Below are 14,181 nucleotides of genomic sequence, written 5' to 3'. Positions count from 1 at the left end.
CGGCCCCCCCCCCGCTTGGGGGGGCGCCGGGGGGGCTCCGGGCCCGTGGCCGCGGCCCCCCCCCCACCCCGGGGGGGGCCCCGGTCTAAACCCCCCGGGCCGCCCCTCCGTCGTACCGCGAGCCGAAACGCCCGTCGCACTGCGAGGCAACACACTCGTCGTACTGCGGAGCCAGTTCGCTGCGGGCGGTCTGCCGCTCAGCCGGCCAGCAGTTGCTTCACCGCGGCGGCCACGCGCCCGCCCTCGGCGCGGCCCGCCACCTTCGGGTTCACGATCTTCATGACGGCGCCCATCGCGCGCGGCCCCTCGGCGCCCGCGGCCTTCGCCTCTTCCACGGCCTGCCCGACGATGGCGTGCAGCTCGTCGTCGCTCAGCTGCTGGGGCAGGTACGCGTCGAGGATCGCGCCCTCCGCCTTCTCGCGCTCCGCCGACTCGGCCCGGCCGCCCTGGGTGAAGGCCTCGGCCGCCTCGCGGCGCTTCTTCGCCTCCTTGGCGATCACCTTCTGCACCTCGTCGTCGGAGAGCTCGCGCGCCGTCTTGCCGCCGACCTCCTCCTTGGTGATCGCGGTGAGGGTCAGCCGGAGCGTGGACGAGGTCAGCTCGTCACGCGCCCTGATGGCGGTGGTGAGGTCTTCCTGGAGCTTGGACTTGAGCGTGGTCATGGGCCAAGTGTGGCAGGTGCGCACCCGCTCACGCCCGCCGATTTCCTGCGCCGTCGCTGTCTGCGACGATGGGCGCATGCGCGCACGTTACGGGGTACCCCTGAAAGTCACCGCGGGAATCACGGCTGTTGGCGCGGCCGGCCTCGCTTATGCCGCCGGCTTCGAGGCCCGGTCCTTCCGGCTCCGGCGGGTGACCGTGCCCGTACTCCCACCCGGGGCCCGCCCGCTGCGCGTACTCCAGGTCTCGGACATCCACATGGTCGGCGGGCAGCGCAAGAAGCAGCGCTGGCTCCAGTCGCTGGCGGGCCTGCGCCCCGACTTCGTCGTCAACACGGGCGACAACCTCTCCGACCCGGACGGTGTCCCGGAGGTGCTGGACGCGCTCGGCCCGCTGATGGAGTTCCCGGGCGTCTACGTCTTCGGGTCGAACGACTACTACGGCCCCAAGCTCCGCAACCCCGCCCGCTACCTCCTGGAGAAGGCGCAGGGCAGGTACGGACTGAACGGCAACCCGCCGGCCGTCGGCGCCGTGCACAACCCGTGGGAGCTGCTGCGCGACGGCTTCGACGCGGCGGGCTGGGTCAACCTCACCAATACCCGGGGCCGGCTCAAGCTGGGCGGCCTCGACGGCATGGAGATCGCCTTCACCGGCGTCGACGACCCGCACATCAAGCGGGACAGGTACGCCGAGGTCGCGGGCGGTCCGGACCCGTCGGCGGACTTCTCCATCGGCGTGGTCCACGCCCCGTACCTGCGCTCGCTCGACGCCTTCACGAGCGACGGCTACCCGCTGATCCTGGCCGGGCACACGCACGGCGGCCAGCTGTGCGTGCCCTTCTACGGTGCGCTCGTCACCAACTGCGACCTCGACAAGGACCGGGCCAAGGGCCTGTCGGCGCACACCGCCGACGGCCGGCGCGCCTACCTCCACGTCTCGGCGGGCTGCGGCACCAACCGCTACACCCCGGTCCGCTTCGCGTGCCCGCCTGAGGCGACGCTGCTGACCCTGACCCCCCGCGACCGGTAGCCGCCGCGCGCCAGCTCCGCCGCGCCGACCTGCGGGCCCGCCGAAACCGGATTTCGCCTCCGGCCGCGAGTCCGCTAAAGTAATCGATGTCGCCGCGACGCGCGCGACAATCGGGGTGTAGCGCAGCTTGGCAGCGCGCTTCGTTCGGGACGAAGAGGTCGTGGGTTCAAATCCCGCCACCCCGACAGCTGAAACACCAGGTCAGGCCCGGTCTTCCGTTCAGGAAGACCGGGCCTGATTTGTATCTGCGATGCTCCTGGGAGAAATCTGGGAGAAGATCTTGGAATTTCTCTCCCAGCGGCCCCTACTGGCGTGCGGCCAGACGCTCCTGCAGCAGCGCGTTCAGCACGGTTACGGGGGACGTCGGGCACAGCGCCAGGCGGGCATCGAGCGCCGCTTCCCACTCCGCGGTCAGGTTCGCCATCAGCTCCATGCGCATCTGGCGGGTGATGTGCGTGTAGCGCGCCTGCACCGACCCGTCCAAGTGACCGAGCCGCTCGTCCATCAGCTTGGGCGGGGTACGAAAACCCTCCATCCGCGTCTTGTGCATGTGGCGCGCTCCGTGCGGCGTCAGGCCCTTCGCGATCGGCATCCAGCACGCATCCGCCCGCCCTGCGGCACCCCTTCCCCGCGCTGGCATACCGGGCCGGGGCTCGGCGAGCAACGGCACCGGGCGCGCTTCCTGCGGCGCCTTCTTCGGGTACCAACCCGAGGCGGCCGGGGTGAACAGCCAGGTGGCGAAACCGTTCCTTCGCCAGTGCGCGGCCTGGTCCACGGCGCCACCGCCGCGAGTGAAGCCGAGAGCGTCGATGGCTTCCCGCACTCGCTGCGTGGTCGGTTCAGCCACGGAGTCCGGACGGTTCAAGACGTTCGACACGGTGCCGGTGGAAACGCCGGCGCGGCGCGCTACGTCCACCACCTTCGCTCCGGTCTCCCCCGTGCGGGACACTCCCTGTCCGCGGAAGACGTGGATCTTTCCATGGCACGGGCACGGCGTCGGACTGGTACGAGCGACGTGAGCGGAGATCAGCCGTGCCAGCCACGACGGGATGTCTACGGTGCGGTAACTGTCGTCCTTGGGCGGGCACCGCTCGAACACACCTGAGTCGAGTTCGTAGAGCTGCCATTCGATGCGCAGAGCTGCGGGGCGCAGGAACTCGGTCTCCAGACCAACAAGTTCTCCCCAGCGCACGCCGGTGTACCCCTTGGTCACTACCCCCACAAACTCGTCATCGCGACCAGAGAGAAGCGATGCGCGTTCGGCGATGAGCAGGAGGCCGAGCGGGTCTGTGATCACCTTCTCTGGTCCTCGATTGCGCGAACGGCCGGCGCGCTTGCCCCTGCCGCGGCGCCTAGTGGCGGGGTTGGCGCTGAGGAGATCCTCGTCCACAGCGTCCTCAAAGAGAAGGTGGAGAGTGCCACGCCAGGTCTTCACGCTGGACGCGGCATAGAGGGCCCGTTCCTTCCTGTCCCACGCATCGACGTCCGTGCGTTGGATCGCTGCGAGTGGCAGGTCCGCGAACTCGGGCAGCAGGTGCTCTTCAATGTGGCGGCGGTAGTTCTGCATGGTGGATGCGGCCAGGTCTTGCACCGCGTACCAGCGAGAGGCATAGGCGCCAAAGGTGATCTGTCCGGCTGCTGGATCTTTCCATTCACCTGAGCGGATCTTCGACTCTTCGGCGTCTGCGGCCCTCTTTGCTTCCCGCTTCGTGCGGAAGCGAACGGTGTTGCCGCTCGCGTCGGTGAGTGTGCCGTATTTGCCTGTTGAGATCTTGTAGCGGGCGCGCCAGTACGTACCGCGGTTCTCTGCGAATCCCATGATCTCCCTCGTGGCAATGAGAAGGGTGGGAGCCGCGTTCGACTCCCACCCTTCCCTGGTCATTCGTTAGGCGGCGTTGCGTGCGCGCCGTGGGCGCTTCGCCCTGAGCTGCACCACCGGCCCTCCCGGGTGGCGGTCGCCGCGCTGCCTTGCAGATGCGGCGGCAGGCTTCGGCGCGGCCACCAACTCCGGCCGCTCTTCCAGGAGCTGGAAGATCTCTCGCACGTGCTCGCGGGTGAAGCGGTAGCCACTTCCACTCCGCATGAACGGGATTCGACGGCGTCGTGCCTGCTCCTTGACCCACCATTCGGAGCAGCCAAGGGACCGCGCGACTTGGGCGGCTGAGTAGCTTTCCGGGAGATCTACGTTGTTGAGGCCCACGTTCACAGCTCCTCGTTCAGGAAGTTGAGCACTCTGGGTCGCCCCCCTCTGGGGGATCCGCCACGTCCGCCACGCCGCCACATCGCAGGTCAGAGGCCTGCATTTGTGGCGGATGCCGGTGGTGTGGCGGATAGGTGTCGCCACACCGCGAGTGCGGCGGCACCCATGGGCAGGCTGATCAGCCGACGGCAGGGAACAGGGGTGTGGCGGTTTCCGCGGGCATGTGGCGTGTGCCAGAACCGCTATCCGCCACAGATTCACCCCCGCTGACCTGCGGTGTGGCGGCGTGGCGGACGTGGCGGACCTGGGAGGGGGGTAGGGGGCAGTACCGGGTCCAGGCGTCCGCGAGGTCTTCCGCGTAGTAGCCCTTCGGGAATCCTGATGGCGTGCGGATGCCGCGCGGCTTGATGGGCTTGTTGGTGGAGGTGACGTACTGGCCCAGGAGCTTGGCCAGGGTGCGGGAGTTCAGTGGTTTGTCGTCCAGGTCTGCCCACGGTCCCTCGTCCATGCGCAGCAGGCATTCGAGGATGACGGCGGTGGGCACCCGGTCCGCGCCGCAGAACACGGTGTCGCGTAGGTCAGTGAGGAGACGGACCCCCAGTGAGGCTTCGTCGTTCTCGGTCGCTGCGTGAATGAGTTCCAGGCAGGCCGCGCGAGCCCGCCCGGGCCATTCCCCGCCGGCCGCGTCCGCGACGGCGAGCAGCGGCTCCCACACGTCAGCCGGTCGGTCGCTGACACCCTCGAGCATGACCGGCCACGCCTCGGCCACCTGCTCTCGCACTGTGTGCGTCCAGGCGGCGAGTCGGTCGCGCAGGGCGTGGCCTTGATGCTCGTGGCTGCGACGCCGGTAGGGCTCGCACTTCTCATTGGGGGCACGCTTGCGCATACGGATGATCACCGAGCGGGTGAGGATCGTATCGGGCAGCGAGCCGAGGCCAGCCATGGCGACGGCGCAGAAGGACGAGAACCAGGCGGCAGTCTGGTTGTTGCCGTCCGAGACGCAGCGAAGGGACTTGCCGCCGCGGCGGTAGCCGGAGTTCAGGAACCCACGGACCAATTCGTCCCCTCCGGCTTTGGCGCCGAACACGGTGTCGATCTCATCGAAGAGGAGTGTGGGCGTTCCCTCGGGGGCTTCGACCAGGCGGAACAGTGCGTTGGCGGACGCGTTGACCGTGGTCGCGGCCCGCGGGGTGAGGGTCTCCACGATCTCCAGCGCCCGCGACTTGCCCGACCCCGGTTCCGGAGACAGGAAGGCGATGCGGGCTGTTCCGTCGAGAACGTCGATCAGGTGCGCGTGCGCGTCCCACAACGTCACAGCCACGTACGCAGCTTCCCGGGGGAAGACGTTGAAGCGACGGTGGAAGGCTTCCACGTCGTTGAGCAGGGCGGCGCCGTCGGTGGGTGGGGTGTGCTGACCGCTGGGTGTGGTCATGGTGTCTCCAGACGGTGAGGGGGCGAGGTCGGTGAAGCAGCCGCAGCCGCCCCAATCCGTGGCCAGCTCTTCTTGGTTGGCTTGGCCTTCGGTGATGCGCGTGCGTAGTTCGATCAGGGGCAGGGGGCGGGTGGTGCCGCCTGAGCGGTCGCGCAGGATGGCGACGTCCTGCCGAGATCAGCCCGGAGGGCTTGTTCCTGGCGCGCTTCCTGGTCGAAGCGTTGGGGGTTGGTCTTCAGAAGGCGGGCCCATTGGGCTTGGCCGCCGCGGACGCAGGCGCCGCCGCAGTTCGCGTGCGGGTAGCCCTGGGCGTACATCTGCGGGGGCTTGAGTCCGCAGGCTTCGGCCTCGCGGATCAGGTGGTCCTTGTCGCTGTAGGGCGGCTCGCACAGTGGGGCCAGCGCCGTCCACGGCAGGTATGCCTTCTGGATGGCAGGCAGACGGTGCGTTTCGCTCCAGTCGATGCCCACGTATACGGCGGCCTGCGTGGGGTCGGTGTTCTCCTCAAGCCAGGTTCGGCAGGGAATCTGCTTGAGGAACTGGCTGCATGGTGCGATCCGGGAGTTGCCGATGATGCGGCGATCCCGGAAGACCTCCCAGGGCGTGCGCCCATCGGCAACCGTGACCAGACGGGCCCCGAGCAGGTCCACGGCCTCATGCAGGAAACGGTAAACGTCCGGGTCTTCGACCTTCGTGTCCGCAAACAGAAGGACCGTCTCGTCTGGCCCATGGCGGTCAATGACCCGCTTCGCGGTGGCCCACGACCCGATCCCGCCGCTCATCATGACCACATGCCGGATAGGCCTGGTCATGCGGCGGTCCTCTCTTCCTGGGAAGCGGTGCGCAGGGGGCAGAGGTCTCGGTGGGCGGTGTGGTCTTCGACCAGGGCGATCACCTGTTTGCGTCCGACCGCGCTGCGGTTGCGTCCGCAGTCACAGACCGAGGTGGCCGTGGGGATCACGCCCTGCGGTGCGACGACGTGTAGCAACCCGCTCACGTACCTGCCGTCGCCGGTCTGCGGGGCAGGACGAACAGATGATGGGACGCCCTCGCGGGCGGCGACCTTCGGCGCACCACCGCCGTGCGTGGCCGGCGCCGGTACGGCGGGGCTGGAGCCGGTGGCGGCGGGGCTGGAGCCGGTGGCGGCGGGAGTGCTTTTCAGTGGCGCATCGGGTCGTGGGCTCATGCCGTCTCCCGGGGCCGGCATGTCCGGATGGACCAGTTCAAAGCGCTGCGCAGAGTCGAGCGGCACTGGGACGCCGGGAGTCCGGTCGACTCCGCCGCCGTCTGAAAAGCCTCTTCGACGACGTGTCGCGAGATCTCGCCCCACGCGACGAACCGGCCCATGGCGCGGGCGGCCCGGAACAGTTCAGCTTCCCGGCCGCCTTCCCGCGCTGCCGCTACGGCTGCCTTCTCGCGTTCCAGGACAACCTCGGCACGGCGATTACCAAGCTTCGGCGCCAGCACCGGAGACGGGGCGGAGCGCTCGGCGGGCTTGAGAGCATCGAGCAACCACCCGGGCAGCGCGGCGACCGGAGCGGCGTCCACAACCTCGTACCGGCTGCCGTCGACCACGCTTCCGGCGGCGACGACATACCCGCCCCATGCCCGGGTGTCGATCTTGGGCGCGAGCTTGCCTTTGCTGCTCGGCAGCCGGACACCTTCCGGGGCGGTGAAGTACAGGTGCTGTCCGCCGCTCGCAGTCCGCACCCGGTAGGTGGTGGGGACGGGCTGCCCGGCGCGCTCGCAGAGCGCTGCAAAGGAAGTGACGCCGTCAGGCGTTCCTTTCAGGTCTGTGGGCTTGAGCCTGTCGAGATCGACCACGAGCAACCCCGCCGGGCCTGTTGCCAGACCGATGTTGAACGGGCGCGTGGCCCACGCTTGCCGGATCTTGTCGGGGTCGGTGGTGGCGCGCTGCTCGGGCACCCGATGCCCCACGGTGCAGTCCCCGGTGCGGGGGCATCGAGCCTCACCGTGCAGGGCGGGCGGCTTACCGCCGGGGCGCAGCGGGAACACCGCCCGTCCTCGGGCGGCGGCGTCCAGTGCTGCGGATAGCAGCGCGGAACGTGCGTGATGGGTCATGCTGGAGGTCTCCAGTTCTCTTCTCGATTGCTGGGAGACCAGGGCGACCGCGCTTCTTTGGCGAGAGTGGGCGGTCGCCCTGGCGTCATTTCTTGGGGCGAGCGAGCTTGAACGTCAGGCCCAGCCCGATCGGTCCGGCCAGGCCGCCGACAAGCGCGGCTGTGCGGGCGGCGAACTCGAACAGGGCCAGCGCCGCGGCGACGGTGCCCAACAGCCCTATGGCTACAGCTAGGCCGAGAGCGAGCGGCAGCAGGTAGGTGCGCGCCGGCCGCCTGATGGGCGGGGTGGTGTGGACGACGATGATCGGTCGCCCCTCGCGCTGTGCTCGGTGGTAGGTCTCTGCGGGTATGTGCGGTGCGATTCCGGGCGGTTCGTAGGCGGGCATGACGTTCCCCTTCCGGGTGTGAAAGGGCTCTGCCGGACGTGTTCCGGCAGGGCCCTCGTGGTCGTGCATGGCCAGTGCTCTGTGGCGTCTCGCTTGTCGTCTGCCGCGTCGTGCGGCTTGTCGCTTGTCTTGTCTTGTCGCTTGTCGCCTCGCAGGTCACAAGCCACTTCCGCCCCTCACGGGGCATCCAGGGCCCTTCTCGCGAGTGGCGCGACAGCGACAGGCACTCACTTGTCGGTGGGGTTCTCGGGGGCGTGCTGGCGGTGGACGTACCGGGTCTTGGTACCGGCCCCAACGCGTACCGCGGTGCCGTCTTCGGTCCATGTCTTGAGCCATCCGACGACGGTCTGCCGGGTGGTGCCGTGCTCGTTTGCGAGCGCGCGGGCGATTGCGGATGCTCCGGTGCCCTCGGGCCCGGCGGCGAGCAGCAGCGCGAGCGCCGCCTCTTTGGCAGCGTTGTCCTCGCCGCGCAGGGCGGACAGGTTCAGCCCCGCCGGTGCGGGTGGTTGCTTTGGCTTTGCGTCACCCGGTTCGTGGGTGGTGGCGAACTGGGCGTCGATCTGCTCGCGGAACTTCCGCGCCAGTGCTTCCTCGTCCGCCTTCGGCGGCCCGGTGGTCGGCTGCTCGTCGCGGTGGGCGGACAGGTTCAGCCCGCTCGCCGCGTCCGTCTTCTGGGGCCCGCCGTCCACAGGCGTGTGGAGGGTGTCGCGCATCCATGCGGTGCGCTCGGGGTCCCACCGGTTCGTGTAGGCGTTGCCGGCTGCCTGGCGGGAGATCTCGTCCAGCGTGGGGTGCATGTCGGACGTGGCGGCGACGATCTCGCGGATCTGGTTGGGCAGGATGCGCCAGTTTTTGAACAGGGCGGCGGGTGATTCGGGGGTGCCCATGAACCCGGCGCCCTTGTAGGGGGCTTGGTCGACCTTGAGTCCACGGGATCCGGGGAAGACCTTGCTCAGGTCCATGCCCTCGACCTCTCCGCCGGTCAGGCAGACGCGGGCTTTGGCCTCCCGGCGGATCATCAGGTTCCCCAGGACCGATCCGGTGGCGCCGAGCGCGGTGAGGACGGTGCGGATGCCCATGGCCCGCAGCATCCGGATCACTTCGAGGATCTTCTTCGCGAGTTCCTTCATGTTCCGGTCGGTGCTGGTCAGGATCTCCGCGCCCTCGTCGATGACGAGCATGATCTGCGGAATCTTGGCGCTGATGGGGAGCTGGTCGGTGTTCGCCTTGGCCATGAGGTCCTGGTAGGCGACCTTGCGGTGATGGCCGATGGCGAGCGCGGCCTGAAGCATCAGCATGGCCTCGGTGTGCGTGGAGGCGAGCCAGTCCACACCCGGGACCATGCCGTCCACGAACCCGCCCTGCTCGTCGAGCGCGGGCCGTACCCACGGCAGGCCGGCCGATCCGGCGTTCAGGTCGATCACCCAGGTGAGGACGTCGGTGGTGCGGGCGAACCCGGCGAGGATGACGTGGACCATGTTCGTCTTGCCCGAACCGGTCGGGCCGACGACCAGCGCGCACTGCTCGCGCAGGTAGACGCAGATCTCTTCCGCGTTGGTGCGATATCCCCACGGGATACCGGTGTAGATCGACAGCGGCCCGTACTCCGACGGGTAGGGACGCTCCTCCACCAGCACGTTCACCGTGGTCACGTCGATCAGGACCCGGCCCTGGTGGACGCCTTGAGAGGCGACGGCGCTGCAGCCGTGCGGCAACCGGGCATCGGCGGAGAGCTGCCCGGAGTACTGCGCAACCCTGTCGTAGGTGGTGCCCCCGGCCGGGAGTTCGGCGTCGATGGTGAACCCGGTACCTGTGGGCCACATCTCGACCGCGAGCACGCGCAGGGTGATGTGACAGACCCGTTGGACGCGGTCGACCCATTCGGCGGCGATCGCCCGGCGTTCGGCTGACAGTTCGCGGGCGACCTGGCGTTCGTCGGCGGCGATCGCCTCCAGCTCCCGCGCCTCTTCGTAGAGGAGGGTGGAGCGGGCCGCCGCTCCCATGCCGACGCCGATGGTGGCGAGCGAGCCGAGGGCGGCCCAGGTGAGGGGGCCGGTGGTCATGGCCCACGTCGTCCATCCAGCGCCGATGAGCCAGGAAGCGGAGCGCATGGCGATGGTGCGGGCGGAGAGGCGTTCGCGGAGGCTGCTGATGGTGTGGCCGATCGCGCCGGCCGTCCCGACGGCGAGGGCCCAGCCGGGGGGCATGCCGGTGGCGGCTCCGGTGGTGGCGACGGCGAGGCATCCGGTGGTGGCGGACAAGGCGCCGGTCACGGGTCCGTGACCGGCAGCCCAGTCCCACACCGGCCCGGTGTTGGCCTGTGTGTTGGTGGTCATGATCAGACGTTCCATCCCTTCTCGGCGTCGGGCCCGTTGCGCGGGTCCTCGTGGCGGGCGATGTCCTGCTCGTGGGCCTGGCGGAACAGCGGGCCCATGTCCTCCGCGACGGCAACGGCGCTCATCACCGCGCCGAAGATGTCGCTGAAGCCGTCCGCGACTTCCTTCTCCAGCGGGAACTCGGAGTCGGCCCGCTCGGCGAGGATCTTCATGACGTTCGCCACGCTGGTCAGCGCGGCGGGGAGTCCTTCGACCATGGCGAGGATCTCCATGGCGTTGTCCGGCTCGTACTGCTGAGCCGCGGACTCCATCTCTGCTGCCTGCTCTTCAAAGTTGAACCCGGACACGCTCTCTCCCTCACTCGTGGTGGTGTGTATTGCTGGCGTCGGCCCATCCGGGCGCTCCGCCGTGTCGCTGATCTGCTCGCTGCCGTCGTCGGCCGCTTCTGCGTCTGCGGCGGTCTCTTCGTCCTTGAGGGCGGCGAGGATCGCGCCGTCCCGCGTCTCGCGCTGTTCCTCAGCGGTGCGCGTGAGCCGCTGGTAGAGGCGACGGCCGGGGTGCATCAGCCAGGCCCAGCCGAGCTTCCGGCCGAGCGGCGTGGTGAACATCCCGACGATGCCGAGCGCCCCGCCGAGCAGCGCCGCCAGTAGGCGGCGGCCCTGGAACCGAGCCGTAGACCGCCTCAGCGCCTTACGCGCCTTCTTGCGGGCCGGTGCCTTGCGCACCGCCGTCCGCTGCTGCCCGACCTGCCCGGCAGCCCGCTGGTCATGAGCCGCCCGCGCCCGGTCAACGGCACCGCTGCGAGCCTTGCTCGCCCTGCCCAACCCCTTGGCAGCCGCACGCCCTACCGACCCCTTGCGGGCCAGGGACGCCGTACGGGCCTGAGACTTGACCGCCTTGCGGGCGTCGGCGGCCGAACGGCGTGCACCCGTCGTCTCGGCGCGACGTGCGGCCCGCGACGGCGACGCCTGCCGCTGCGCCTCCCGCAGCGCCTTGACCTGCCCAGCCCGGCCACGGGTCTTGCCCACAACGGAAGTGGCGCCCATGGACGCGGTCCGGGCTCCCTTGCGGCTGCTAGCCGCAGGTTTGCCTGACGGCGCTGACCCAGTCGAGCCCCGGCTGGGCTTGCCCCGACCACTCAGCGCGCCGCCGGGCTTGCCGCCCGTGCGCTTGGCGGTGCTGGCCTTGCCGCGTGAGGTGGGACGTTGCTGCGGCACCCGGCCGGCCGCAGGGCGGCGGGCACTCTTCGCGGGGTTGGCCGCTTTGGTGGCTGCCTTGCCGTTGGTCTTCCGCCGCTGGTCCCGGCGGTTGCGCGTGGCAGCGGCCGTGCCGAGGACGACCGCGCCGGTTGCGGCGACGGCGAGTGCGACCGGTCCGCCGACCAGCGCGGCCGCAGCCAGCAGAGAGGTGGTGGCGTTTGTGCCGGTCACCGCGAGGGGGACGACCGGCCACCCTCCCGGCGTGTGGTCCACGCCGGCGGCCGGGGTGGGCTTGACCTGATCGGGCGGGGCCGGAGGCGGTGTGGTGTCCGGCGGGGCTTCGGGGCCCGCTACCGGGGTGATGGTGGTGTCGGTCATGCTGGGTGCACTCCTTGTCTGGAGTAGGGGCCCGGCCGGATCTGTGGAGGAGAGGGCCGGGCCCTGCGGACTTCAGGCAGCGCGCTGATCCTCGTGGTGGATGCAGGTGCCGCACATGCCGTGCGAGCGCGGGATGCGATACCCCACGTCGCGGCGGCAGTTCGGGCAGATCTGCTGCGCGGCGTTCGCCTTGGCCAGAGCCGCGCGGCGGCCAGGTGTCATCGGCCGCACTGGCAAGGCCAGGTCGATCCGGTACAGGTAGGCGGTCAGCGGGCCGCGCCGGCGGCGCGGACGCAGGAGTTGCGCGGCAACTGGCTGGCCACCGGGCCGCAGCCCGGCAGCACGGAGCTGCCGGTAGGTGGCGTAGCCGTCGGGCGCGAGCTTCCACAAGAACGTGGGGATGCCGTGCCTTTCGCCTTTGGGGTCGTACAGGTCGCGGCGGGCGGTCATCAGGTCAGCCGGTGGTACGCGGCCCGGCAGGACGCGGCGTGAGCGTTGGCCTTGTCGCGTGTGAACGCGATGCTGTCCAGCTCGGGGTACTCCGAGTGGGCACAGCAGCCGTGACAGTCCCAGCGGGAGTTACTGCCGTAGGTCTTGCCGGTGATGTCGAGGGCGGCGCCGACCATGTTGTGCAGACGGATCAGCAGGTCATCCGGCTCGGCCGGTGTGGTGTTCGGGGAGAGCTTCACGAGGTGACTCCTTCCAGAGCACGCGGACCGGACGGCGCGTTGTCGCGCAGTTCCTGGTAGCGGGTGGAAACCCAGCCGATCGACCAGCCGCACAGGTCAGCAGCAGCCCGCACCGGCAGTCCTTCACCGAACGCGGCGTGCACGACCCGGCGGGCGTGGTCCTCGGGCAGCTTCTCCGCCGCAGGGCCGTTCGCGAGCAGCGCCGCGCGTTCACGCTCCGCCCGCTCCTGACGCTCACGCTGTTCACGACGGGCTGCGGCTTCCCGCTCCCGGCGCTCGCTCTCGCGACGCTCGGCGGCCTCGCGTTCACGGCGTTCACGCTCGCGCTGCTGCTGTTCACGCTCGCGTTCACGGCGCTCACGAGCCTCCCGCTCCGCCCGCTCCTGGGCGTCGGTGCGCTCACGTTCCTCGCGCCGCGCCGCCTCTTCCCGCTCGGCGCGTTCACGGGCCAACGCCGCTTCGTGCTCACGCTGTTCACGCGCCAGCGTTGCAGTGTGCTCCCGCTCCTCACGGGCCCGCCGCTCGGCCGCCTCGCGCTGCTGTGACACTGCCTTCTCCCGCTCCAGCCGTTCCGCCTTCTGGCGTGTCTCGTGGGCGGTGAGGGCGGCGGTGATGGCGCGGCGATAGGCGAGCCCGGTCTCCGCTGTGACGATCAGCAGCAGCGGCGCGACCGCATGCACAGCCACTCCCACCAGGTCTTTCCTCAGGGCGGAGTCCGCAATGTTGAGCGCGAGGGTCATGCAGCCGGTCATCCACCGCAGCGCGATGGGCCACCGTCCGCCATCCCCGCCCAGGCGGGCGAGAACCGAATCCAGGCGCACCACGATCACCACTGCGGCGTCCACCACCAGCGGCAGGATCGGTGCCGTCCAGTCCCACTCTTCGGCGGTGTGCTTGGCCATGAGCGGGGTGACCGTGAGGATCGAGTACAGCATCGCCCCGCCGACGATCATCCAGGTGCCGACTGACAGGGCGCGCTCGGCTGAACGGATCTGAACACTGTTCATCCCGCCGCCTCCCGCACCCTCACGGAGGCGATGAGCCGCACCGGTGAGGCAGCGTCGTCGACCGTGTCACTGGTCTCGCTCCACTCCCACCCGGTGCCGCCCGTGAACATGTAGCCGAGTGCGTTCAGCGCCCGTGAACGCTCCGCCACGGTCGGCACCGCAGCACCCCGACCGAAGTCGTGCTCAGGCCACTGCGACACCGGTACGCCGAGCAACACCACGTACAGCCGCCAGCGCCCGGTCGTCTGGCTTACGGCCATTTGTGCCGTGAACGTGGCCGTCATCAGGCCACCTCCGGCGTGTCGGAAGCGGCCTGGTTGGACAGCGCCCGCCGGGCGCCAAGCACCTGCCGGCGCGCCCGTCGGATCCGCCGTGCGTCCAGCTGCGACGGCGTCCGGTCGAGCGTCGTGATCTGTGCGTCCAGCAGCTCAACTTCCGCCCGGATGAGCGGCATCTCCAGCTCGATCGCGTTCAGCTCCGCGTCCGACGGCTCACAGTCCAGCGACGCGGCCGTAATAAGGGCCTGAAGTGCAGCGATGGTCTTCATGGGTCGTTTTCTCCTCGCAGTGGAACGGCCCGACAGCGGCCCCGGTGTTCCAGCACCGGGGCCGCGTGCCGTTGGTGGGTGTGGCTCGTGCGTATGCGGATCTCCTCTTCGCACGACGCTGTTCGCTCCGGGGAGTTCCGAAATCCCGGAGGTCGTGACAGCGACAAGGTGTGCCGTGCGGTTCTTTTGAGTCGGTGGCGTGTCCCCCTACGGGGTGTGGGACCCGGTTGTGACGCG

Annotated in this window: 16 protein-coding genes and 1 tRNA gene; 2 read left to right on the top strand and 15 right to left on the bottom strand. The window is 69.7% G+C overall.

Annotation, left to right across the window (positions count from 1 at the left end; genetic code table 11):
* Positions 1–197: 197 nt before the first annotated feature.
* A complete protein-coding gene (locus ACWIHY_RS21590) occupies positions 198–662 on the bottom strand; it encodes a GatB/YqeY domain-containing protein (protein WP_454377283.1) in 465 nt (154 codons plus the stop codon).
* Positions 663–738: 76 nt separating this feature from the next.
* Between ACWIHY_RS21590 and ACWIHY_RS21585 the strand changes: the two genes are divergently transcribed.
* Both ACWIHY_RS21585 and ACWIHY_RS21580 read left to right on the top strand, forming a co-directional pair.
* Positions 739–1,689 carry a metallophosphoesterase gene (locus ACWIHY_RS21585; RefSeq protein WP_454377282.1) on the top strand — a complete coding sequence of 317 codons (951 nt, stop codon included), beginning with the start codon at positions 739–741 and terminating at the stop codon, positions 1,687–1,689.
* Between the two features lie 111 nt (positions 1,690–1,800).
* Positions 1,801–1,874, top strand: a tRNA-Pro gene (locus ACWIHY_RS21580).
* 119 nt (positions 1,875–1,993) lie between these two features.
* Here ACWIHY_RS21580 and ACWIHY_RS21575 read toward each other — a convergent pair.
* From ACWIHY_RS21575 to ACWIHY_RS21510, 14 genes are all read right to left on the bottom strand, one after another.
* The gene (locus ACWIHY_RS21575; RefSeq protein WP_454377281.1) at positions 1,994–3,508 is read right to left on the bottom strand and encodes a LacI family DNA-binding transcriptional regulator; all 1,515 of its coding nucleotides are present in this window, start codon (positions 3,506–3,508) and stop codon (positions 1,994–1,996) included.
* Between the two features lie 66 nt (positions 3,509–3,574).
* On the bottom strand, positions 3,575–3,772 hold the full coding sequence (locus ACWIHY_RS21570) for a hypothetical protein (protein ID WP_454377280.1): 198 nt from the start codon (positions 3,770–3,772) through the stop codon (positions 3,575–3,577).
* A 295-nt stretch (positions 3,773–4,067) separates the two neighbouring features.
* Positions 4,068–5,321, bottom strand: coding sequence for a DUF3631 domain-containing protein (locus tag ACWIHY_RS21565; protein ID WP_454377279.1), 1,254 nt, complete (start codon positions 5,319–5,321; stop codon positions 4,068–4,070).
* 113 nt (positions 5,322–5,434) lie between these two features.
* Entirely contained in the window at positions 5,435–6,133 is a 699-nt protein-coding gene (locus ACWIHY_RS21560) for a hypothetical protein (RefSeq protein ID WP_454377278.1), read from the bottom strand.
* The gene (locus ACWIHY_RS21555; protein WP_454377277.1) at positions 6,130–6,507 is read right to left on the bottom strand and encodes a hypothetical protein; all 378 of its coding nucleotides are present in this window, start codon (positions 6,505–6,507) and stop codon (positions 6,130–6,132) included. Before ACWIHY_RS21555 ends, ACWIHY_RS21560 begins: the two co-directional genes overlap by 4 nt.
* Positions 6,504–7,403: a bifunctional DNA primase/polymerase gene (locus ACWIHY_RS21550; protein ID WP_454377276.1), complete on the bottom strand. Its 900-nt coding sequence runs from the start codon at positions 7,401–7,403 to the stop codon at positions 6,504–6,506. Before ACWIHY_RS21550 ends, ACWIHY_RS21555 begins: the two co-directional genes overlap by 4 nt.
* Before the next feature lie 85 nt (positions 7,404–7,488).
* Positions 7,489–7,788, bottom strand: a complete 300-nt coding sequence (locus tag ACWIHY_RS21545; RefSeq protein WP_454377275.1) for a hypothetical protein — start codon at positions 7,786–7,788, stop codon at positions 7,489–7,491.
* Positions 7,789–8,015: 227 nt separating this feature from the next.
* On the bottom strand, positions 8,016–10,124 hold the full coding sequence (locus tag ACWIHY_RS21540) for a hypothetical protein (protein ID WP_454377274.1): 2,109 nt from the start codon (positions 10,122–10,124) through the stop codon (positions 8,016–8,018).
* A gap of 2 nt (positions 10,125–10,126) precedes the next feature.
* Positions 10,127–11,701, bottom strand: coding sequence for a hypothetical protein (locus ACWIHY_RS21535; protein ID WP_454377273.1), 1,575 nt, complete (start codon positions 11,699–11,701; stop codon positions 10,127–10,129).
* 72 nt (positions 11,702–11,773) lie between these two features.
* Positions 11,774–12,151 (bottom strand): RRQRL motif-containing zinc-binding protein, encoded by a 378-nt coding sequence (locus ACWIHY_RS21530; RefSeq protein WP_454377272.1) that lies wholly within the window; start codon positions 12,149–12,151, stop codon positions 11,774–11,776.
* Positions 12,151–12,390 (bottom strand): hypothetical protein, encoded by a 240-nt coding sequence (locus ACWIHY_RS21525; RefSeq protein ID WP_454377271.1) that lies wholly within the window; start codon positions 12,388–12,390, stop codon positions 12,151–12,153. Before ACWIHY_RS21525 ends, ACWIHY_RS21530 begins: the two co-directional genes overlap by 1 nt.
* A complete protein-coding gene (locus tag ACWIHY_RS21520) occupies positions 12,387–13,397 on the bottom strand; it encodes a DUF2637 domain-containing protein (RefSeq protein WP_454377270.1) in 1,011 nt (336 codons plus the stop codon). The genes ACWIHY_RS21525 and ACWIHY_RS21520 overlap by 4 nt, the downstream gene beginning before the upstream one ends.
* Entirely contained in the window at positions 13,394–13,681 is a 288-nt protein-coding gene (locus ACWIHY_RS21515) for a DUF6303 family protein (RefSeq protein WP_454377269.1), read from the bottom strand. Before ACWIHY_RS21515 ends, ACWIHY_RS21520 begins: the two co-directional genes overlap by 4 nt.
* Positions 13,681–13,944, bottom strand: coding sequence for a DUF6284 family protein (locus tag ACWIHY_RS21510; RefSeq protein WP_454377268.1), 264 nt, complete (start codon positions 13,942–13,944; stop codon positions 13,681–13,683). The genes ACWIHY_RS21515 and ACWIHY_RS21510 overlap by 1 nt, the downstream gene beginning before the upstream one ends.
* Positions 13,945–14,181 lie beyond the last annotated feature (237 nt).

The sequence above is a fragment of the Streptomyces sp. NPDC055287 genome (genome assembly GCF_053646035.1).
Note: the sequence above shows the minus strand (reverse complement) of the source record. Positions and strands in the feature narration are given on the sequence as shown.

Bases quoted from the DNA above. Each gene is read 5' to 3' on its own strand.
- ACWIHY_RS21590 (WP_454377283.1), bottom strand. From the start codon at position 662: ATGACCACGCTCAAGTCCAAGCTCCAGGAAGACCTCACCACCGCCATC.
- ACWIHY_RS21585 (WP_454377282.1), top strand. From the start codon at position 739: ATGCGCGCACGTTACGGGGTACCCCTGAAAGTCACCGCGGGAATCACG.
- ACWIHY_RS21575 (WP_454377281.1), bottom strand. From the start codon at position 3,508: ATGGGATTCGCAGAGAACCGCGGTACGTACTGGCGCGCCCGCTACAAG.
- ACWIHY_RS21570 (WP_454377280.1), bottom strand. From the start codon at position 3,772: ATGCGGAGTGGAAGTGGCTACCGCTTCACCCGCGAGCACGTGCGAGAG.
- ACWIHY_RS21565 (WP_454377279.1), bottom strand. From the start codon at position 5,321: ATGACCACACCCAGCGGTCAGCACACCCCACCCACCGACGGCGCCGCC.
- ACWIHY_RS21560 (WP_454377278.1), bottom strand. From the start codon at position 6,133: ATGACCAGGCCTATCCGGCATGTGGTCATGATGAGCGGCGGGATCGGG.
- ACWIHY_RS21555 (WP_454377277.1), bottom strand. From the start codon at position 6,507: ATGAGCCCACGACCCGATGCGCCACTGAAAAGCACTCCCGCCGCCACC.
- ACWIHY_RS21550 (WP_454377276.1), bottom strand. From the start codon at position 7,403: ATGACCCATCACGCACGTTCCGCGCTGCTATCCGCAGCACTGGACGCC.
- ACWIHY_RS21545 (WP_454377275.1), bottom strand. From the start codon at position 7,788: ATGCCCGCCTACGAACCGCCCGGAATCGCACCGCACATACCCGCAGAG.
- ACWIHY_RS21540 (WP_454377274.1), bottom strand. From the start codon at position 10,124: ATGACCACCAACACACAGGCCAACACCGGGCCGGTGTGGGACTGGGCT.
- ACWIHY_RS21535 (WP_454377273.1), bottom strand. From the start codon at position 11,701: ATGACCGACACCACCATCACCCCGGTAGCGGGCCCCGAAGCCCCGCCG.
- ACWIHY_RS21530 (WP_454377272.1), bottom strand. From the start codon at position 12,151: ATGACCGCCCGCCGCGACCTGTACGACCCCAAAGGCGAAAGGCACGGC.
- ACWIHY_RS21520 (WP_454377270.1), bottom strand. From the start codon at position 13,397: ATGAACAGTGTTCAGATCCGTTCAGCCGAGCGCGCCCTGTCAGTCGGC.
- ACWIHY_RS21515 (WP_454377269.1), bottom strand. From the start codon at position 13,681: ATGACGGCCACGTTCACGGCACAAATGGCCGTAAGCCAGACGACCGGG.
- ACWIHY_RS21510 (WP_454377268.1), bottom strand. From the start codon at position 13,944: ATGAAGACCATCGCTGCACTTCAGGCCCTTATTACGGCCGCGTCGCTG.